The following is a 16,585-nucleotide window of genomic DNA, read 5'->3' as shown; positions in this document are numbered from 1 at the left end:
TTGGCTAATACCCTGCGCCAGCATCTGCCATGCCGAACAGCTGCGGTCAGTCGTATTCCGCCTCTTCGTGTTCGCCCAGCAGGCGCCTTTGCCTGGGGGTGGCCTCCTCCAGCACCTGCGGGTTGAAACGCCAGTTCAGGTACGGCGAAAACTTCTGCGCGACCATGCGCCGGCCATAGTGCACTTGCAGCATGTCGCGCTCGCGTGACTGGGTGCAGTTGGCCCCGCCGCTGTGCCAGACATCGCTGCGAAACACCAGCGCGTCCCCTGCCTTGCACAGCACCGGCTGGGCCTCACGGCCCTGCCAGTGTTGCTCGCCAGCCTGTGGTGGCCGCGCCGCGCGGTGGCTGCCGGGCACAATCCAGGTCGGCCCGATGTGATGGTCGATATCGCTGAGGTACAGCTGCGCAGTCAGGATCTGCGGGGGCTGGGTGAAGTCGCCGCGCTCGCTGAGCCAGTCGGGCAACTGCATGGGCAGATGGTCCAGGTGCAGGGCCACGCCGGGGTAGCCCGGGTGGCTGCGCCAGGCGGTCTGGCCGATCACATGGCAGTCGGCGCCCAGTGCCGCTTCGGCCAGGGCAATCAGCGGCGGCAGGTCGAGAAAGGGCAACCACAACGGGTTGCGGTTGAACACGCACTTGTAGTGTTCCAGCAGCCCCTGGTAATCCCAGTGGATGGGCTGCAGGTCATCGATAGCGCAGCGCAACAAGGCGATACGCAAGGGTTCGAGCACACCGGGGAGCAACACATAGCCCCGCTCGTCCAACATCTCCAGCTGAAGGTCCAGGCTCATGGCGGTGCGCTCCTTTCAGGCAGGAGCACATCCGTACTCCTGCCCGTTTTTCCATCAACGCCAGTTCAGGTTCACGGTCGCGGGGGTCTTGCCATTCACGGTCACCAATTGCTGCACCGTCTCACCCTGGGCGTTGCCAGTCACTTTGTATTTGCCGGGAGGCAACTGCACATACAGCAGCGGCCCGGCATCCGTAAGGCTGAGCACGGGCTGGCCCTGTGCATTCTGGATGTCGACGGTGGCACCGCTCTGGAACTTGCCTTCCGGGCCGGTGGAGAGTTCCACGTGCAGGTCATAGCCCGGGGTCTTGCGCAGGGCGTTGGCTTCATCCTGGCCGATGCCGCCTTGCAGATAGCGGACGCCGTTCTGCTCCTGCTGTTGCAGTTGCACGGCCTGCATGTCGATGGGGGCATTGAGGTCGGCGGCGGCCGCCAGGGTCCATGGCAGCGCCAGGGTGATCAGCAGCGCCGCGCCGAGGGCATAGTGATGGTTACGCATGGTACGACCCTCCTTTCGAGGATGGCTTACCTATTATCTGATCCTTCGGGCGTAACGGCGTTCGTGCTGATGCATGGTCGTCTTGATGAAATTCGCATCGATGGTGTGAATATCCCGCTGGAACATCAGGTTGCGCGCCCTTCCTCAAGCAGTTTCACGAACATGCTCAAACTGCGCGATACCGTGCCCCGGCGCCACACCAGCCAGGTTTTCAGGTAACGGAAATCCTCCGACATCGGCCAGGCACTGACGGTGCTGCAACCGGGCATGTTGTCGAGCATGCTGCGCGGCATCATCGCCAGGCCGGCGCCGGCGCTGACGCAGGCCAACATGCCGTGGTACGACTCCATTTCGTGGATCTTGCCCGGCACCGCCTGGTCCTGCACGAACCAGTTCTCGAAGTGGTGGCGGTACGAACAGTTGGCGCGGAAGGCGTAGATGCTTTCGCCGTTGACGTCCTGGGCGCGGGTTACCGGGGCGTGGTTGAGCGGCGCGATGACCATCATTTCTTCCTCGAACACCGGCATGCCTTCCAGCGTCGGGTGCAGCACCGGCCCGTCGACGAACGCCGCCACCAGGCGCCCGGACAGCACGCCTTCGAGCATGGTCCCGGACGGCCCGGTGGACAGGTCCAGGTCGACCTTGGGGTAGCGCTGGTTGTAGGCCGCCAGCAAGGCCGGGATGCGCACCGCGGCCGTGCTTTCCAGCGACCCCAGGGCGAAGGTGCCTTGCGGGTCTTCACCGGCCACGGTCAGCCGCGCCTCGTGCACCAGATCGAGGATGCGCCGGGTGTACTCGAGGAAGTTCCAGCCTGCGGGGGACAGGCGCAGGCGGCTCTTCTCGCGGATGAACAGCTCCACGCCCAGGTCCTCCTCCAGTTGCTTGATACGCGTGGTCAGGTTCGACGGCACCCGATGGATATGCTGCGCGGCGGCACTGATGCTGCCCTGCTCTGCCACGGCCTTGAAGATCTCCAGTTGCACCAGGTCCACAGCCTTTCTCCAAACGTGAATGTTTCGCTCATTATTATTCAGTTTTCATTAAAGCCATAGCCCACTAGTCTGGCGTCACGGTTCAACAACAACGAGAGTGTCCCGCCATGAGCGCGATCAGCAGCCTGACCCACGCCATCTCCCTCGACCCGTACAGCGGCGAGCAGATCGGCGCCTACCCGTTCGACACCGACGCCGCACTGGAAGCGGCGCTGCAACGCGCCAAGGTTGGCTACCGCCAGTGGCGCCAGGTGTCGCTGGGTCAGCGCAGCGAGTACCTGCTTGCCCTGGCCAGCACCCTCGAAACCAAGGCCGAAGCCTTCGCGCAAATGATCAGCCGCGAAATCGGCAAGCCTGTCGTCCAGGCCCGTGGTGAAGTCAGCAAGTGCGTCGGCCTGTGCCGCTGGTACGCCGAACATGGCCCGGCCATGCTCGCAGCCGAGCCGACCCAGGTCGAGAAAGCCCGCATCGAATACCGCCCGCTGGGCCCGATCCTGGCCGTGATGCCATGGAACTTCCCGGTCTGGCAGGTACTGCGCGGCGCCGTGCCGGCGATCCTGGCCGGCAACACCTACGTACTCAAGCACGCGCCGAACGTGATGGGCAGCGCCTACCTGCTGGGCGAGCTGTTCAAGGATGCCGGCCTGCCGGAAGGCGTGTTCGAAGTGCTGAACGTGACCCCGGACGGCGTCACCCGCGCCATCAACGACCCGCGCATCGCCGCCGTGACCCTGACCGGCAGCGTGCGTGCCGGCATGGCGATTGGTGCACAAGCCGGCGCTGCGCTGAAGAAGTGCGTGCTGGAGCTGGGCGGTTCCGACCCGTTCATCGTGCTGGCCGACGCCGACCTGGATGCCGCCGTGAAAGCAGCCGTGATCGGCCGTTACCAGAACACCGGCCAGGTCTGCGCTGCGGCCAAGCGCCTGATCGTCGAGGAAAGCATCGTTGACGAATTCACCCGCAAGTTCGTCGAGGCCACTCGCGAGCTGAAGGTCGGCAACCCGCTGGAAGAAGGTACCTACATCGGCCCGATGGCCCGTTACGACCTGCGCGACGAGCTGGATGGCCAGGTCCAGGCGACCATCGCCGAAGGCGCCACCCTGCTGCTGGGCGGCCACAAGGTCGATGGCGTTGCCAACTTCTACGCGCCGACCGTGTTCGCCAACGTCACCCCGCAGATGACTGCGTTCAAGCAGGAGCTGTTCGGGCCGGTGGCGGCGATCATCAGCGCACGTGATGCGGAGCATGCGGTGGAGCTGGCCAACGACAGCGAGTTCGGCCTGGCCTCGACCATCTACACCGCCGACTACGCGCTGGCCGAGCGCATGACCGCGGCGCTGGATACCGGCGGCGTGTTCATCAACGGCTATTGCGCTTCCGACCCCCGCGTGGCGTTTGGCGGGGTGAAGAAGAGCGGCTTCGGGCGTGAGCTGTCGCACTTTGGTGTGCGTGAGTTCACCAATGCCCAGACGGTGTGGCTGGACCGTAACTGATTCAGCGTAACTGGGGCCGCTTTGCGGCCCATCGCGACACAAGGCCGCTCCTACAGGCGATCACGGCGCGATCCTGTGGGGCCGGCCTGTATCGCGGTCCCCTGTAGGAGCGGCCTTGTGTCGCGATGGGCTGCAAAGCAGCCCCAACAATATCAATCCCGAACCTGGTCCTTGACCCAGTCCAGCATCCCCCCCGGCACGATCAGTTCATGCCGCGCCCGCGAACAGGCGGTATACAACCCCGCCAGCATCCGCGCCCGCTCATTGCGGTTCCCCGCCACCTGCGGCGCTACCATCAGCTCCGGCGACACCATCACCCGGGCGAACTCCATGTTCTTCACATCCCGCACCCGCCCCAGGAACAGCTTGGGCGCCTTGTCCCAACGGTAACGGCTCTTGGCCCTGGCAAAGTGCTCTGGCGTGTAGCCCTTGCGCAGCATGTTGGCCACGGCGACGAACGCCTTGTCATCACCCTTGTCCTGCTCCAGCGCCTGCCAGCTGGCATAGCGGAACAGCATCGGGTGACGCGGCCGGGTGCCATGGCGGTACAGCTCGATACAGTCTTCGACGAACAGCTCGAAGTCCTTGCGCGCGCTTTTCAGCAGCACGAACGGCACGCCCCGGTGGGTCAGGCGCTGGAACCAGCCAAACAGGCCCCATTCATCGTCGACGATCAACGCCGTGGGCTGTTCCGGCACCGTAACCGCATCGAAGAAGCTGACCCGGGTGTAATGCTCGGCGCTGCCGCTGAAGGCTGCCTGGATCGCCGCTGGGTGGGCCTGGATCAGCGGGTTGAGCACGTTGTCCATCGCCGGCCCGGCCCGCAGCGAGTGGTCGATGTAACGCTGGCGGATAAAGCCGCCATGGTGCGCGCTGAGGCCGTTGAGGTTCTGCAGTTCGTCACCCAGGGCAATGATCGACTGCGGGCTGCGGTCGAGCACGGCAAGCATCGGTGCCGACAGCTCGTGGGCCTCGTCGACGATGACATGGGTGTAGCGGCTGTCGATCACATGACCAGTCAGCGACAGCAGTTTGACCCGGTGGTAGTCGCGCACCGGCAACTGGATTTCCCGTGCCGACGGGCGAATCAGCTCCTGCCAGTACAGCCGTGCCTTTTCCAGCAACACTTCCTGGTCCAGTGGCGTGGTCCCCGGCCCGGCCCAGGGCAGGTGGTGCAACTGCAGCTGGGTGTCGGCGCTGTGGCAGAACGTGCGTACCGCGCGGATGCACAAGGCAACCACATCGCGCGCGGCGAGCGGGCCGATGTCGGGAATGGCCAGCCAACGTACCACCTGCGCATCCTGCGGGCGCCACGAAAGCTTGGTGCGATACGGGTCGCGCAGGCGCCAGCCATTGCTGGTGAGGTCGCGGTTGAGCAGCTCGTCGGCCAGCTGGCCGAAGGTCAGTGCGGTGTAGGCGGCGGCATCCTTGACCCGCGCCTGCAGCGCGCGCAACTGGCCTTCGGTCAAGGCCAGCAACAGCGTGCGCTGCGGCTCGAGCAGGCGGGCGAACTGGTGAATCAGGAAGGTCTTGCCGGTGCCGGCAAAGCCCTGTACCGCCACCGACTCATCGATACCACTGAGGAATTCGCGCAGCAGGCGGTTCTGTTGGTCGCTGAGCATCAGGTCGTTGGCCAGTGACGGCAGGTACACCGGGTGCAGCGGGGTTGCCCGCTGGCGGTAGCTGTCGGCGAACTGGAAGTTCCACTGGCCCTCGGCGTCCAGCAACTCGTCGGCCTGGTACTCCACCTCGGTCGACAGCAGTGCGATACCGTTTTCGCCCAGCATGCCCAGGCCCATGGCGAAGGCTTCGCGATCGAAGTGCTGCGCTACCTGGCCCTGGAAGCGCCCCGGCGCGGCGCTTTCGACCTCGTTGGCAATGCGCACTATTTCGGCAAAGCGGCGCTCCTGCGCATCCGCCGAGGCGGTGGCGGGCTGGCGCGGCAGGTTCTGCACGAACAGCACTGCGGCGGCGTCGAGGACGCTGGCGGTGGTGAAGAAGTCGGTGGTGGGCTCGCTGGCGAGGCGGTCGGCCTGGTCGCTGGGCAAAGGCAGGTAGAACATCGGCACCTCGGGTGGAATCAGGGCGGCACGATAGCAATTTTCGCTGTGGAATGCTGGGTTGTGTATTGCCTGGGCCGGCCTCTTCGCGGGCTTGCCCGCTCCCACAGGATCACCTCAGGGCCAGGATTGTGAGGTCCCTGTGGGAGCGGGCGAGCCCGCGAAGAGGCCAGCAGCTACACCACCAGAATCAGCCCCTGCCCCGCTTCAAGGTCTCGCTGGGAAACTCCTTGAATAACTGCCGGTAACTCTCTGAAAACCTTCCCAAATGCCAGAACGACCAACGCATTGCCACCTCGGCCACGGTCACTTCACCGCCGTGCAGCAGATCGCGCCGCGCACCGTTCAGCCGGCGCAGGCGCAACCAGTGCGCCGGCGGCATCCCGGTATACGCCTTGAAGGCTTGCTGCAACTGACGCAAGGAAACCCCGGCAACATCCGCCAGCTCCACCAGGTTAAGCGTCTCCTCCGGGCAATCGGCCGCCCACTCGCTCACCCGGCGCATGATCGCCCGTTCCTCGTCACGCCGGCCCAACGCCACGCCCTGCAGGCGCTGGCAGGCGTTGTCGAGGATGAACAGGCAGTCCTCCAGCAGCTGCTCCGCCAGGGCCTGCCCCTGCAGCGGGCAATCCGCCTGGCCCAGACGGGTCAGCGTCGCGCTCAGCCAGCTGCCGAACAGCGCGTTCTGGCCGCTGCCCAGCGGCACCATGAACAACCCTTCCAGGCGCTGCGGGTCCAGCCCATGGCGGGCCAGGAAGGCCTGGTCGAACACGACCGCCACTTCCTGGTAGTTCTCCGGGGTGATCCAGATGTTGCGGCTCTGTTCGTTCAGCAGGTACAGGCTGTTCTCGCTGCAGTCGAAGCAGAACGCCAGCGAACCGCTGGGTGCGCGGAAAAACTGCTCCACCCTGGTGTTCAGCCGCTCCTCGTATACCTCCACCCCGTCCAGCCCCAGGCAACGCAGCTCTCCGCTGAAATGCCCGGGCGACATCTGCCGGTACTGCTGCTGCCAGCCAGGGGTGGCACGTACTTGTTCGGTCACGTCGGTGGTGTGGAAAGCCTGGACTTGCAGGGCATTGGCGGTTGTCACGCTCGGTCCTAGTTGCACTCTTTTGGTGCATTCATTGCCGGAGAAAGTGGATAGATCAGCCATGCGGGCTGCGACCAAGATAGTCTCCAGCGCGTCACCTGGGAAGCGGGACGCCTTCGAAACCGTAGAACGGTTTACGCTGGCACGCTTGCTCCCACACTAAAACCCAACCAAGAGGTCTGTATGAACGCCCCCTTCGATCAGCTGTCCACCTGGCTGAAAGAACACCGGATCACCGAAGTCGAATGCGTGATCAGCGACCTGACCGGCATCGCCCGCGGCAAGATCGCGCCCACCGCCAAGTTTCTCCATGAGCGTGGCATGCGCCTGCCCGAGAGCGTGCTGCTGCAGACGGTCACCGGCGACTACGTTGACGATGACATCTACTACAACCTGCTCGATGCCGCTGACATCGACATGGTCTGCCGCCCAGACCCGAGCGCCGTGTACCAGATCCCGTGGGCGATCGAGCCGACCGCGATCGTGATCCACGACACCTTCGACAAGCAAGGCAACCCCATCGAGCTGTCGCCGCGCAACGTGCTGAAGAAAGTGCTCAAGCTGTATGCCGACAAAGGCTGGCAGCCGATCGTGGCACCGGAGATGGAGTTCTACCTGACCCAGCGCTGCGAAGACCCGGACCTGCCACTGCAAGTGCCGCTGGGGCGTTCCGGCCGTGCCGAAAGCGGCCGCCAGTCATTCTCGATCGATGCCGCCAACGAATTCGACCCGCTGTTCGAAGACGTCTACGACTGGTGCGAGATCCAGGGCCTGGACCTGGACACGCTGATCCATGAAGACGGCCCGGCGCAGATGGAGATCAACTTCCGCCATGGCGACGCCCTGGACCTGGCCGACCAGATCACCGTGTTCAAGCGCACCATGCGTGAAGCCGCGCTCAAGCACAATGTGGCCGCCACCTTCATGGCCAAGCCGATCACCGACGAGCCCGGCAGTGCCATGCACCTGCACCAGAGCGTGGTCGACATCGCCACCGGCAAGCCGATCTTCGCCAATGAAGACGGCAGCATGAGCCAGCTGTTCCTGTACCACATCGGCGGTTTGCAGAAGTACATCCCCAAGCTGCTGCCGATGTTCGCGCCCAACGTCAACTCGTTCCGCCGCTTCCTGCCGGACACCTCGGCACCGGTGAACGTCGAGTGGGGTGAAGAAAACCGCACCGCCGGCCTGCGCGTGCCCACCTCCAGCCCCGAGGCGATGCGCGTGGAAAACCGCCTGCCGGGCGCCGATGCCAACCCGTACCTGGCCATCGCCGCCAGCCTGCTGTGCGGCTACCTGGGCATGGTCGAGCGCATCGAGCCCAGCGCCCCGGTGCAGGGCCGTGCCTACGAGCGGCGCAACCTGCGCCTGCCGATCACCATCGAGGACGCCCTGCAGCACATGGAAGACTGCGAGACCGTGCAGCAGTACCTGGGCAAGCAGTTCGTCCAGGGTTACGTGGCGGTCAAGCGTGCCGAACATGAGAACTACAAGCGCGTGATCAGCTCGTGGGAGCGTGAATTCCTGATGCTGAGCGTCTGACATTTTCGCGGTACCTGTGGGAGCGGGTTTACCCGCGAATGCTGTGGTGCATTCAACGACGTATTCGCGGGTAAACCCGCTCCCACAGGGCACGAGCCCCTGCACCGAACTCCAAGAACAAGACCAACGAGGTGTCCCCATGCGTCATCTGCAAGCCCTGATTCCCGCCGCATTCGCCCTGCTGTTCGCCACCACCACCCAGGCCACCCCCTCGGTCAGCGTGTACAACTGGACCGACTACATCGGCGACACCACCGTAGCCGACTTCCAGGCCAGCAGCGGGATCAAGGTGGTCTATGACGTGTTCGACTCCAACGAAACCCTGGAAGGCAAGCTGCTGGCCGGGCGCACCGGCTATGACGTGGTGGTGCCATCCAACCACTTTCTCGCACGCCAGGCCCAGGCCGGTGCCTTCCTGCCGCTGGACCGCAGCAAGCTGCCCAACTGGCAGCACCTGGACCCCAAGCTGCTCAAGCAGCTTGAGCAGAACGACCCTGGCAACCAGTACGCCGTACCCTATCTGTGGGGTACCAACGGCATCGGCTACAACATCGACAAGGTCAAGGCGGCCTTGGGCGTCGACCATATCGATTCATGGGCGGTGCTGTTCGAGCCCGAGAACCTGAAAAAGCTCAAGCAGTGTGGCGTGGCGTTCATGGACTCGCCCGACGAACTGTTCCCGGCCGTGCTCAACTACCTGGGCATGGACCCGCGCAGCGAAAAACCGGCCGACTACGCCAAGGCGGAAGCCCGCCTGCTCGAACTGCGCCCCTATATCACCTACTTCCACTCCTCCAAGTACGTTTCCGACCTGGCCAATGGCGATGTCTGCGTGGCCTTCGGCTATTCCGGCGACGTGTTCCAGGCCGCCAACCGCGCCGTGGAGGCGAAAAACGGCGTGAAAGTCGCCTACAGCATTCCCAAGGAAGGCAGCAACCTGTGGTTCGACCTGCTGGCCATCCCCAAGGACGCCAACAACCCCGAACAGGCCCTGGCGTTCATCAACTACCTGCTCGATCCCAAGGTGATCGCCAAGGTCAGCGCCACGGTCGGATATGCCAACGCCAACCCCGATGCCCAGGCCTACATGGACGCGTCGCTGGTGAAAAACCCCGAGATCTACCCACCCCAGGACGTGCTGGACAAGCTGTACATCTCCAGCACGCCGAGCCCGAAGATCATGCGCGTCATGACCCGTTCCTGGAGCAAGATCAAGTCCAACCGCTGAGTCGAGAACGCCCATGTCTTTCACTACCCAACACACCGCTTCGTACTATGCCGCCACGGCACGCGATGCAGCGCCCTATCCCAACCTGGACGGCGAACTGAGCGCCGATGTGTGCGTGGTCGGCGGCGGGCTGACCGGGGTCAATACCGCCCTGGAACTGGCCGAACGCGGGCTCTCGGTGGTGCTGCTTGAAGGCCGGCGCATCGGCTGGGGCGCCAGCGGCCGCAACGGCGGCCAGCTGATTCGCGGCATCGGCCATGACGTCAACGGCTTTGCCCGGCATGTCGGCCAGGACGGCGTGCACTACCTGAAACAGGCCGGCATCGATTCGGTAGCGCTGGTGGCCAGCCGCATCGCCCGGTACGGCATTGCCTGCGACCTGCGCTGGGGCTTCTGCGAACTGGCCAACACCCCAGCGCAGTTCGCCGCATTCAAGGACGAACAGGACGACCTGGCCGCACTCGGTTATCGCCCTGAAACCCGCCTGGTCAGTGCCGACCAGCTGCATGAAATCGTCGCCAGCAAGCAGTACGCCGGCGGCCTGGTGGACATGGGCTCGGGCCACCTGCACCCGCTTGACCTGGTCCAGGGCGAAGCCCGCGCCGCCCACGGCCTGGGCGTACGCATCTTCGAGCAGAGCCCGGTGCTGCGCATCGAGCACGGCCCCCGCGTGACCCTGCACACGGCCCGTGGCAAGGTGCGGGCAAGCAGCCTGGTGCTGGGCTGCAACGCCCACCTAGATGAACTGGAACCACGCCTGAGCGGCAAGGTGCTGCCGGCCGGCAGCTACGTGGTGGCTACCGAGCCATTGCCCGAGTCACTGGCCAGCAGCCTGATCCCGCAGAACATGGCGCTGTGCGACCAGAAAGTCGGCCTGGATTACTACCGCCTGACGGCAGACCGGCGCCTGCTGTTCGGCGGCGCCTGCCACTATTCCGGCCGCGACCCCAAGGACATCGCCGCCTACATGCGACCCAAGGTGCTGAAGGTGTTCCCGCAGCTGGCCAACGTGCGTATCGACTACCAGTGGGGCGGCATGATCGGCATCACCGCCAACCGCTTCCCCCAGGTCGGGCGCCTCAGCCAGCACCCCAACGTTTACTACGCCCAGGGCTATTCCGGGCACGGGCTGAACGTGACGCATTGGACGGCAAAACTGCTGGCCGAAAGCATCGCCCTCGGCCACAGCCAGGGGCTGGACGTGTTCAGCGCCGTGCCACACCTGACCTTCCCCGGCGGCAAGGCACTGCGCTCGCCGCTGCTGGCGCTGGGGATGTTGTGGTATCGATTGCGGGAGGTGTTGGGTTGAGTTCGCCACGAGCTTTGCGGCGCCTGGGAGACCGAGCGCCGCCCGCGCGGCGCTTCGCAGCACAAGGCTGCTCCTACATCTGTTTCAGGCCAATTACGCCTGTACCATTGCACACGACCGCCTTGTTTGGCCGACACGATATCGAGGTGGACGCCAAGGGGGCGCGCGAATTCGCACCAGGAATAACTGGCCCGAAACAGATGTAGGAGCAGCCTTGTGCTGCGAAGCGCCGCGCGGGCGGCGCTCGGTCTCACAGGCGCAGAAAAACTCAAGACAAGCCCTTCCCACCCCCTCCAACTTTCTACCATTTCACAATCGATTGAACCTACCCACTGGCCAACTGCCTCGCACCTGCTAGCGTTGTTCTGGCCGACCTATCATGGATGCATCTTCATCATGAAATCATTGCCCCGCATCACCCTGTTGTGCGCCGCACTGCTTACCATGGCCGCCTGCTCCAGCAATCGCGTGGACCCAAAGGACTACTCCGGCTTCCTCAAGGATTACAGCCGGCTGCAGGAAACCAAGAGCCCGTCGGGCGACCCGGTGATGCGCTGGATCGACCCCAAGGTCAACGTCAACCAGTACAGCCAGGTGTTCATCGAGCCCAGCCAGTTCTACCCCAGGCCGCAACCGACGGCGGTCATCTCGGCGCAGACGCTGCAGGAAATCACCCGCTACTTCAACGAAGCGCTGCGCCGTGAAATGGGCAGCGTGGTACCGCTGGCCAAGGGCCCCGGCCCGGGCGTGATCGTAGTGCGCCCGGCCATTACTGCGGTGTCCACCAGCAACGAGGGCCTCAAGCCCTATGAGGTCATCCCTATCGCACTGATTTCAGCCGGTGTGAACACCGCCATGGGCGGCCGTGACCAGGAGGTGGATGTCGGCGTGGAAGCTGCGTTCCTCGATGGTGCCAGCCAGAAAGTGCTGGCCCAGGTCGTGCGCAAGGGCACGGGGCAGGATCTGGAGAACAAGACCACGCAGCTGACCCTGAATGACGTCAAGCCGGTGCTGGATGGCTGGGCCAAGGACATGCGCGCGAGCTTCCTGGAAGCGAAGCAGAAAGCCCGCTAAAGCCTCACTGGTCCATGTAGGAGCGGCCTTGTGTCGCGATGGGGCGCGGAGCGGCCCCAGATCCACGTATTCAAGCTGAAATCGCTGGGGCTGCTTCGCAGCCCTTTCGCGACACAAGGCCGCTCCTACAGTTGACCGCGTCAGCATTCGACGAAGGCAACGGCCAGGCCGCCGCGCGAAGTCTCCTTGTAGTTGGCGTGCATGTCCGCCCCGGTATCACGCATGGTGCGGATCACCCGGTCGAGCGAGATGAAGTGCTCGCCGTCCCCCCGCAACGCCATTTGCACGGCGTTGATCGCCTTCACTGCTGCAATCGCATTGCGCTCGATGCACGGCACCTGCACCAAGCCACCCACCGGGTCGCAGGTCAGCCCAAGGTTATGCTCCAGGGCAATCTCGGCGGCATTTTCCAATTGCGGCGGCGTAGCGCCCAGCACCTGGGCCAGGCCGGCAGCGGCCATCGAACAGGCCGAGCCCACCTCGCCCTGGCAACCAACCTCGGCTCCGGAAATCGAAGCGTTCTTCTTGCACAGGATGCCGACCGCCGCTGCCGCCAGCAGGAAGTCCACCACGTCCGCGTCGCACGCGCCCGGGTTGAACTTCATGTAGTAGTGCAGCACCGCCGGGATGATGCCCGCCGCACCATTGGTAGGCGCCGTGACCATGCGCCCGCCGGCGGCGTTCTCTTCATTCACCGCCAGGGCGAACAGGTTGACCCATTCCATGGCGCTGAGGGTGGACCCGATCACGTTGGGCTTGCCCAGTTCCTGCAGGCTGCGATGCAGCCGCGCCGCACGGCGCTTGACGTGCAACCCGCCCGGCAGGATGCCTTCGTTGCGCAAGCCGTTGTCGACGCATTCACGCATGGCGCCCCAGATCCGCAGCAGGCCCTCGCGTACCTCGGCCTCCGGGCGCCAGGCACATTCGTTGGCCATCATCAGCTGCGCCACGCTCAAGCCATGGGCCTTGCACAAGGCCAGCAACTGCGCGGCACTGTCGAACTCGTACGGCAGCACCACCGCGCTCGCCTCGCCTGCTGGCGCATCGATCTCGGCTTGCTCGACGATAAAGCCACCGCCCACTGAATAGTAGGTCTGGCGCAACAGGCTGCCCTGCCCGTCCATGGCTTCCAGGCTCATGGCATTGGGGTGGTACGGCAGGTTCTCGTCGAGCAGCAGCATGTCGCGGCTGTACTCGAACGCCAGCGGGTGGCTGCCATCGAGCATCAGGCAGTGCTCCTGCATCACCTGGCCGATGCGCGACTCGATGGTGGCCGGGTCGATACGGTCCGGCCATTGCCCCATCAGGCCGAGCAGGCAGGCGCGATCGGTGGCGTGACCAACCCCGGTGGCCGACAGCGACCCGTACAGCCGCACCTCGACACGGGTTACCTGGGCCAGCAGCTCCTGTTCGCGCAGGGCCTGGGCAAAGGTAGCCGCCGCCCGCATCGGGCCGACGGTGTGGGAACTGGACGGCCCGATGCCGATTTTGAAAAGGTCGAAAACACTGATAGCCATGCTAATGCCTGACCGTACCCGGGTATGAAGCCGCAGCACGGTTATCTGGAGAAATTGAGCGGTATTGCGATTTTGCGCGATACTGCCGCGCTGGCTCATGGATGACCAACGAAACTTCCTAAGCAAGGCTTTAGTGGTACTAAACGATGCGACGACAACTCAACGGCCAGACGTTCGTCTGGCTACACGTGTTCGCCTGTGCGGCCCGGCACTTGTCCTTCACCCGCTGTGCCGAAGAGCTGCACATCACCCCGGGCGCCGTCAGCCAACAGATGCGCCAGCTGGAGGAACGCCTGGGCTATCGGCTGTTCCTGCGCCGGGCGCGCGGTGTGGAACTGAGCGCCGAAGGGCAACGCCTGGCGCAGACGGTGACCGAAGCCTATGGCAGCATCGAAGCCGAACTGCTGCGCCTGGACGCAGGGGAAATCCGCGGCACCTTGCGCCTGCGCTCGATCCCGTCGTTCCTGGCCAAATGGCTCACGCCGCGCCTGCCGCGCTTTCAACAACGCTACCCGGACATCGAACTGCGCCTGGTGGCCGAAGACAGTGCCCAGGCGTTGACCCCGGGCGATTTCGACCTGGCCATCGACCTGAACGATGGCAGCTACCCCGGCATGCTCTCGACGCCGCTGCTGGACGAGCAGATCTTTCCCGTGTGCTCCCCCACCTTGCTGCGCGGGCGCCCGCCGCTGCACGGGCCGGCAGACCTTGCGCACTACCCGCTGCTGCACGACATCACGGCCTGGCGCGGCAGTTCGGAATATGCCGAATGGGAGTTCTACCTGGAGGGCATAGGCGCCGCCGGCCTGGATGTGCGGCGCGGACACACCTTCAACCGCAACCACCTGACCATCGAGGCGGCGATTGCCGGCATTGGCGTGGCGATTGCCCGGCGCACGCTGCTCAACGACGAACTGGAGCGCGGGGCGCTGATCGTGCCGTTCGGGGTGCCGATCGCCAACCACAAGCGCTATGTGGTGCATTACCCGCCGGGCGGGCTGAACCAGCCGGGTGCGCGGGCGGTGCATGACTGGCTGGTGGAGGAAGCGCGGGGGTTCAGGGAGTTGCACCCACTCACGAAGGTGTAGATTGGTGAATGCCTTGAGCCTTGTGGGGGGCGGAGATCGAGCGCCGCCCGCGCGGCGCTTCGCGGGGCAAGCCCGCTCCCACATTTGTTGCAACGTGGCCATGCCTGTGGGAGACGCGTTGCCCGCCTTGGTGAAATGTTTGAGCCTGGCGAGGCGGCGGTAGCGCCAGCCCGGAAACCGCGTCAAGACAACAAGGCTGGCGACCATGGTCTGACAGGTTCGGCACGTTGCAACAAATGTGGGAGCGGGCTTGCCCCGCGAAGCGCCGCGCGGGCGGCGCTCAATCGCATAGGCAATGCAATTGTCACGGCAAGCGCCTCGCAGCACTCGACTCAATAAGCCTGCTTGCCGGTAAACGCATTCAACGTGCGCACCAGAATCACGAAATCCAGCCACAGCGACCAGTTGTTGATGTACTCGATGTCCGAGTCCACCCGCTGGATCATCTGCTCGATATCCCTGGTCTCGCCCCTGAACCCACGCACCTGCGCCAGGCCGGTCATGCCAGGCTTGATATTGTGGCGGGCAAAGTAGTCGACGATGTCCTGCGAATACAACGTGTCATGCTGCAAGGCATGCGGCCGTGGCCCGACCAGCGACATCTCCCCGGTCAGCACATTGAACAACTGCGGCAGTTCATCCAGGCTGGTGCGGCGGATAAAGGCGCCGACCCGGGTCAGCCGCGGGTCATTCCTCTGCGCCTGCCTGACCACGCCCTCTTCCGGCTGATGGACATGCATGCTCCTGAACTTCCAGATGCGGAACGCTTCCCCGGTCCAGCCGGTGCGTTCCTGGCGGAAGAACACCGGGCCGCGGCTATCGAGCTTGATGGCCAGCGCAACGGCCAGCAACACCGGCGATGCCAGCAGCAGGATCAGCGCCGCCAACACCCTGTCCTCGAGGTTCTTCAGGAACAGGCTCATGCCCGTCAGCGGTGTTTCCGACAAGGTCAGCACGGGAATGCCGGCAATTTCCCGCACGCTGTGGTTGATCAGGCGCAACGAGAAGATATCCGGCACCCAGTTCACCGCAATGCACTTGTCGAGCAACTTGAAATACACATCATTGATGACCTCGGAACCGCCCAGTGGGGTCACCAGGTACACCGTGCGGATGCCGTGGCGAGCCACGATATCGTCAAGCTCGGCAACATGCCCGAGTACCGGCATGCGCTGCTTGCCGTCGGCGCTTTCGCGCCCCGGCTCATCGGCGCTGTCGATCAGCACGCAACCCAGCACACGCTCACCGAACCAGGGGTTGTTGCTGATTTTCTGGTACAGGAAGTTGGCCAGGTCACCGGCGCCAATGATCAGGGCGTTGTCCAGGCGGGCATGGGCGGTGAAGCGCTTTTGCAATTCGCGCACGGCAAAGTGCAGGAACAACTGGGCGATGTAGCCAATGATGAACAACTGCACGACCAGCAGCCGCGAATAGGTTTCGCTCTGTTTGGCCAGGAAAGCCATGACTACCAGGAAGCAAAAGGTTACCGACCAAGCCTTGAACAGCCGGAAAGCCTTGATGGAAAGGCCGACGTTGGTACGGTATATCGCATAGTGATCGTAGATGACTGCCAGGGCCCCCACCAGCAACAGCAGCATGATCACGTAATCGGAGGTGATGTAGCCAAACTTGTCGTAGATCAGGTACCAGGCGATACCGGTGACTGCAATCCCATCTAGGCCGGCCTGAATGGCGTTACTTACGCTGCTTCTTCTCTGCAATAAGGACCGACTGCTTCTGGGCTCTAGAACCATTTCAGACCTCATCAATTTGCGTGCAGCAAGTGCATTCCACAAACCAGCAAGACTTGACAACGGCTCATGCAAAGCCCGTGAAGCGAAATCCTGCAGCCCCAACCCATTGATCTCACTGTAGCAGCCAGCCGCCATCAGTGTGCGCGG

General features: G+C 64.0%; 13 protein-coding genes. 6 read left to right on the top strand and 7 right to left on the bottom strand.

Features of this window, described 5'->3' with window-relative positions:
* Positions 1-46: 46 nt before the first annotated feature.
* From C163_RS12250 to C163_RS12240, 3 genes are all read right to left on the bottom strand, one after another.
* The gene (locus C163_RS12250) at positions 47-793 is read right to left on the bottom strand and encodes a phytanoyl-CoA dioxygenase family protein (RefSeq protein WP_025339027.1); all 747 of its coding nucleotides are present in this window, start codon (positions 791-793) and stop codon (positions 47-49) included.
* Between the two features lie 54 nt (positions 794-847).
* The gene (locus tag C163_RS12245; RefSeq protein ID WP_025339026.1) at positions 848-1,291 is read right to left on the bottom strand and encodes a hypothetical protein; all 444 of its coding nucleotides are present in this window, start codon (positions 1,289-1,291) and stop codon (positions 848-850) included.
* A 125-nt stretch (positions 1,292-1,416) separates the two neighbouring features.
* Positions 1,417-2,283 (bottom strand): LysR substrate-binding domain-containing protein, encoded by an 867-nt coding sequence (locus tag C163_RS12240; RefSeq protein WP_013972688.1) that lies wholly within the window; start codon positions 2,281-2,283, stop codon positions 1,417-1,419.
* Between the two features lie 107 nt (positions 2,284-2,390).
* Between C163_RS12240 and C163_RS12235 the strand changes: the two genes are divergently transcribed.
* Positions 2,391-3,776, top strand: coding sequence for an aldehyde dehydrogenase family protein (locus tag C163_RS12235; protein ID WP_025339025.1), 1,386 nt, complete (start codon positions 2,391-2,393; stop codon positions 3,774-3,776).
* 152 nt (positions 3,777-3,928) lie between these two features.
* Here the strand turns inward: C163_RS12235 and C163_RS12230 are convergent, their stop codons facing one another.
* Both C163_RS12230 and C163_RS12225 read right to left on the bottom strand, forming a co-directional pair.
* On the bottom strand, positions 3,929-5,839 hold the full coding sequence (locus C163_RS12230) for an AAA family ATPase (RefSeq protein ID WP_025339024.1): 1,911 nt from the start codon (positions 5,837-5,839) through the stop codon (positions 3,929-3,931).
* A 187-nt stretch (positions 5,840-6,026) separates the two neighbouring features.
* Positions 6,027-6,926, bottom strand: a complete 900-nt coding sequence (locus C163_RS12225; protein ID WP_025339023.1) for a helix-turn-helix domain-containing protein — start codon at positions 6,924-6,926, stop codon at positions 6,027-6,029.
* Between the two features lie 183 nt (positions 6,927-7,109).
* Here C163_RS12225 and C163_RS12220 point away from each other — a divergent pair, with 183 nt between their 5' ends.
* From C163_RS12220 to C163_RS12205, 4 genes are all read left to right on the top strand, one after another.
* On the top strand, positions 7,110-8,468 hold the full coding sequence (locus tag C163_RS12220) for a glutamine synthetase family protein (RefSeq protein ID WP_025339022.1): 1,359 nt from the start codon (positions 7,110-7,112) through the stop codon (positions 8,466-8,468).
* Positions 8,469-8,607: 139 nt separating this feature from the next.
* Entirely contained in the window at positions 8,608-9,696 is a 1,089-nt protein-coding gene (locus C163_RS12215) for a polyamine ABC transporter substrate-binding protein (protein WP_025339021.1), read from the top strand.
* Between the two features lie 13 nt (positions 9,697-9,709).
* A complete protein-coding gene (locus C163_RS12210) occupies positions 9,710-11,005 on the top strand; it encodes an FAD-binding oxidoreductase (protein ID WP_025339020.1) in 1,296 nt (431 codons plus the stop codon).
* 396 nt (positions 11,006-11,401) lie between these two features.
* Positions 11,402-12,079 (top strand): DUF3313 domain-containing protein, encoded by a 678-nt coding sequence (locus C163_RS12205; protein WP_025339019.1) that lies wholly within the window; start codon positions 11,402-11,404, stop codon positions 12,077-12,079.
* Positions 12,080-12,219: 140 nt separating this feature from the next.
* Here the strand turns inward: C163_RS12205 and C163_RS12200 are convergent, their stop codons facing one another.
* Positions 12,220-13,596 carry an L-serine ammonia-lyase gene (locus C163_RS12200; RefSeq protein WP_025339018.1) on the bottom strand — a complete coding sequence of 459 codons (1,377 nt, stop codon included), beginning with the start codon at positions 13,594-13,596 and terminating at the stop codon, positions 12,220-12,222.
* A 146-nt stretch (positions 13,597-13,742) separates the two neighbouring features.
* Here C163_RS12200 and C163_RS12195 point away from each other — a divergent pair, with 146 nt between their 5' ends.
* Positions 13,743-14,684 (top strand): LysR substrate-binding domain-containing protein, encoded by a 942-nt coding sequence (locus C163_RS12195; RefSeq protein ID WP_025339017.1) that lies wholly within the window; start codon positions 13,743-13,745, stop codon positions 14,682-14,684.
* Positions 14,685-15,016: 332 nt separating this feature from the next.
* Here the strand turns inward: C163_RS12195 and C163_RS12190 are convergent, their stop codons facing one another.
* Positions 15,017-16,438 carry an undecaprenyl-phosphate glucose phosphotransferase gene (locus C163_RS12190; protein ID WP_025339016.1) on the bottom strand — a complete coding sequence of 474 codons (1,422 nt, stop codon included), beginning with the start codon at positions 16,436-16,438 and terminating at the stop codon, positions 15,017-15,019.
* Positions 16,439-16,585: the final 147 nt, after the last annotated feature.

Source organism: Pseudomonas sp. FGI182, from assembly GCF_000511325.1.
Taxonomy (GTDB): Bacteria; Pseudomonadota; Gammaproteobacteria; order Pseudomonadales; family Pseudomonadaceae; genus Aquipseudomonas; species Aquipseudomonas putida_Z.
Note: the sequence above shows the minus strand (reverse complement) of the source record. Positions and strands in the feature narration are given on the sequence as shown.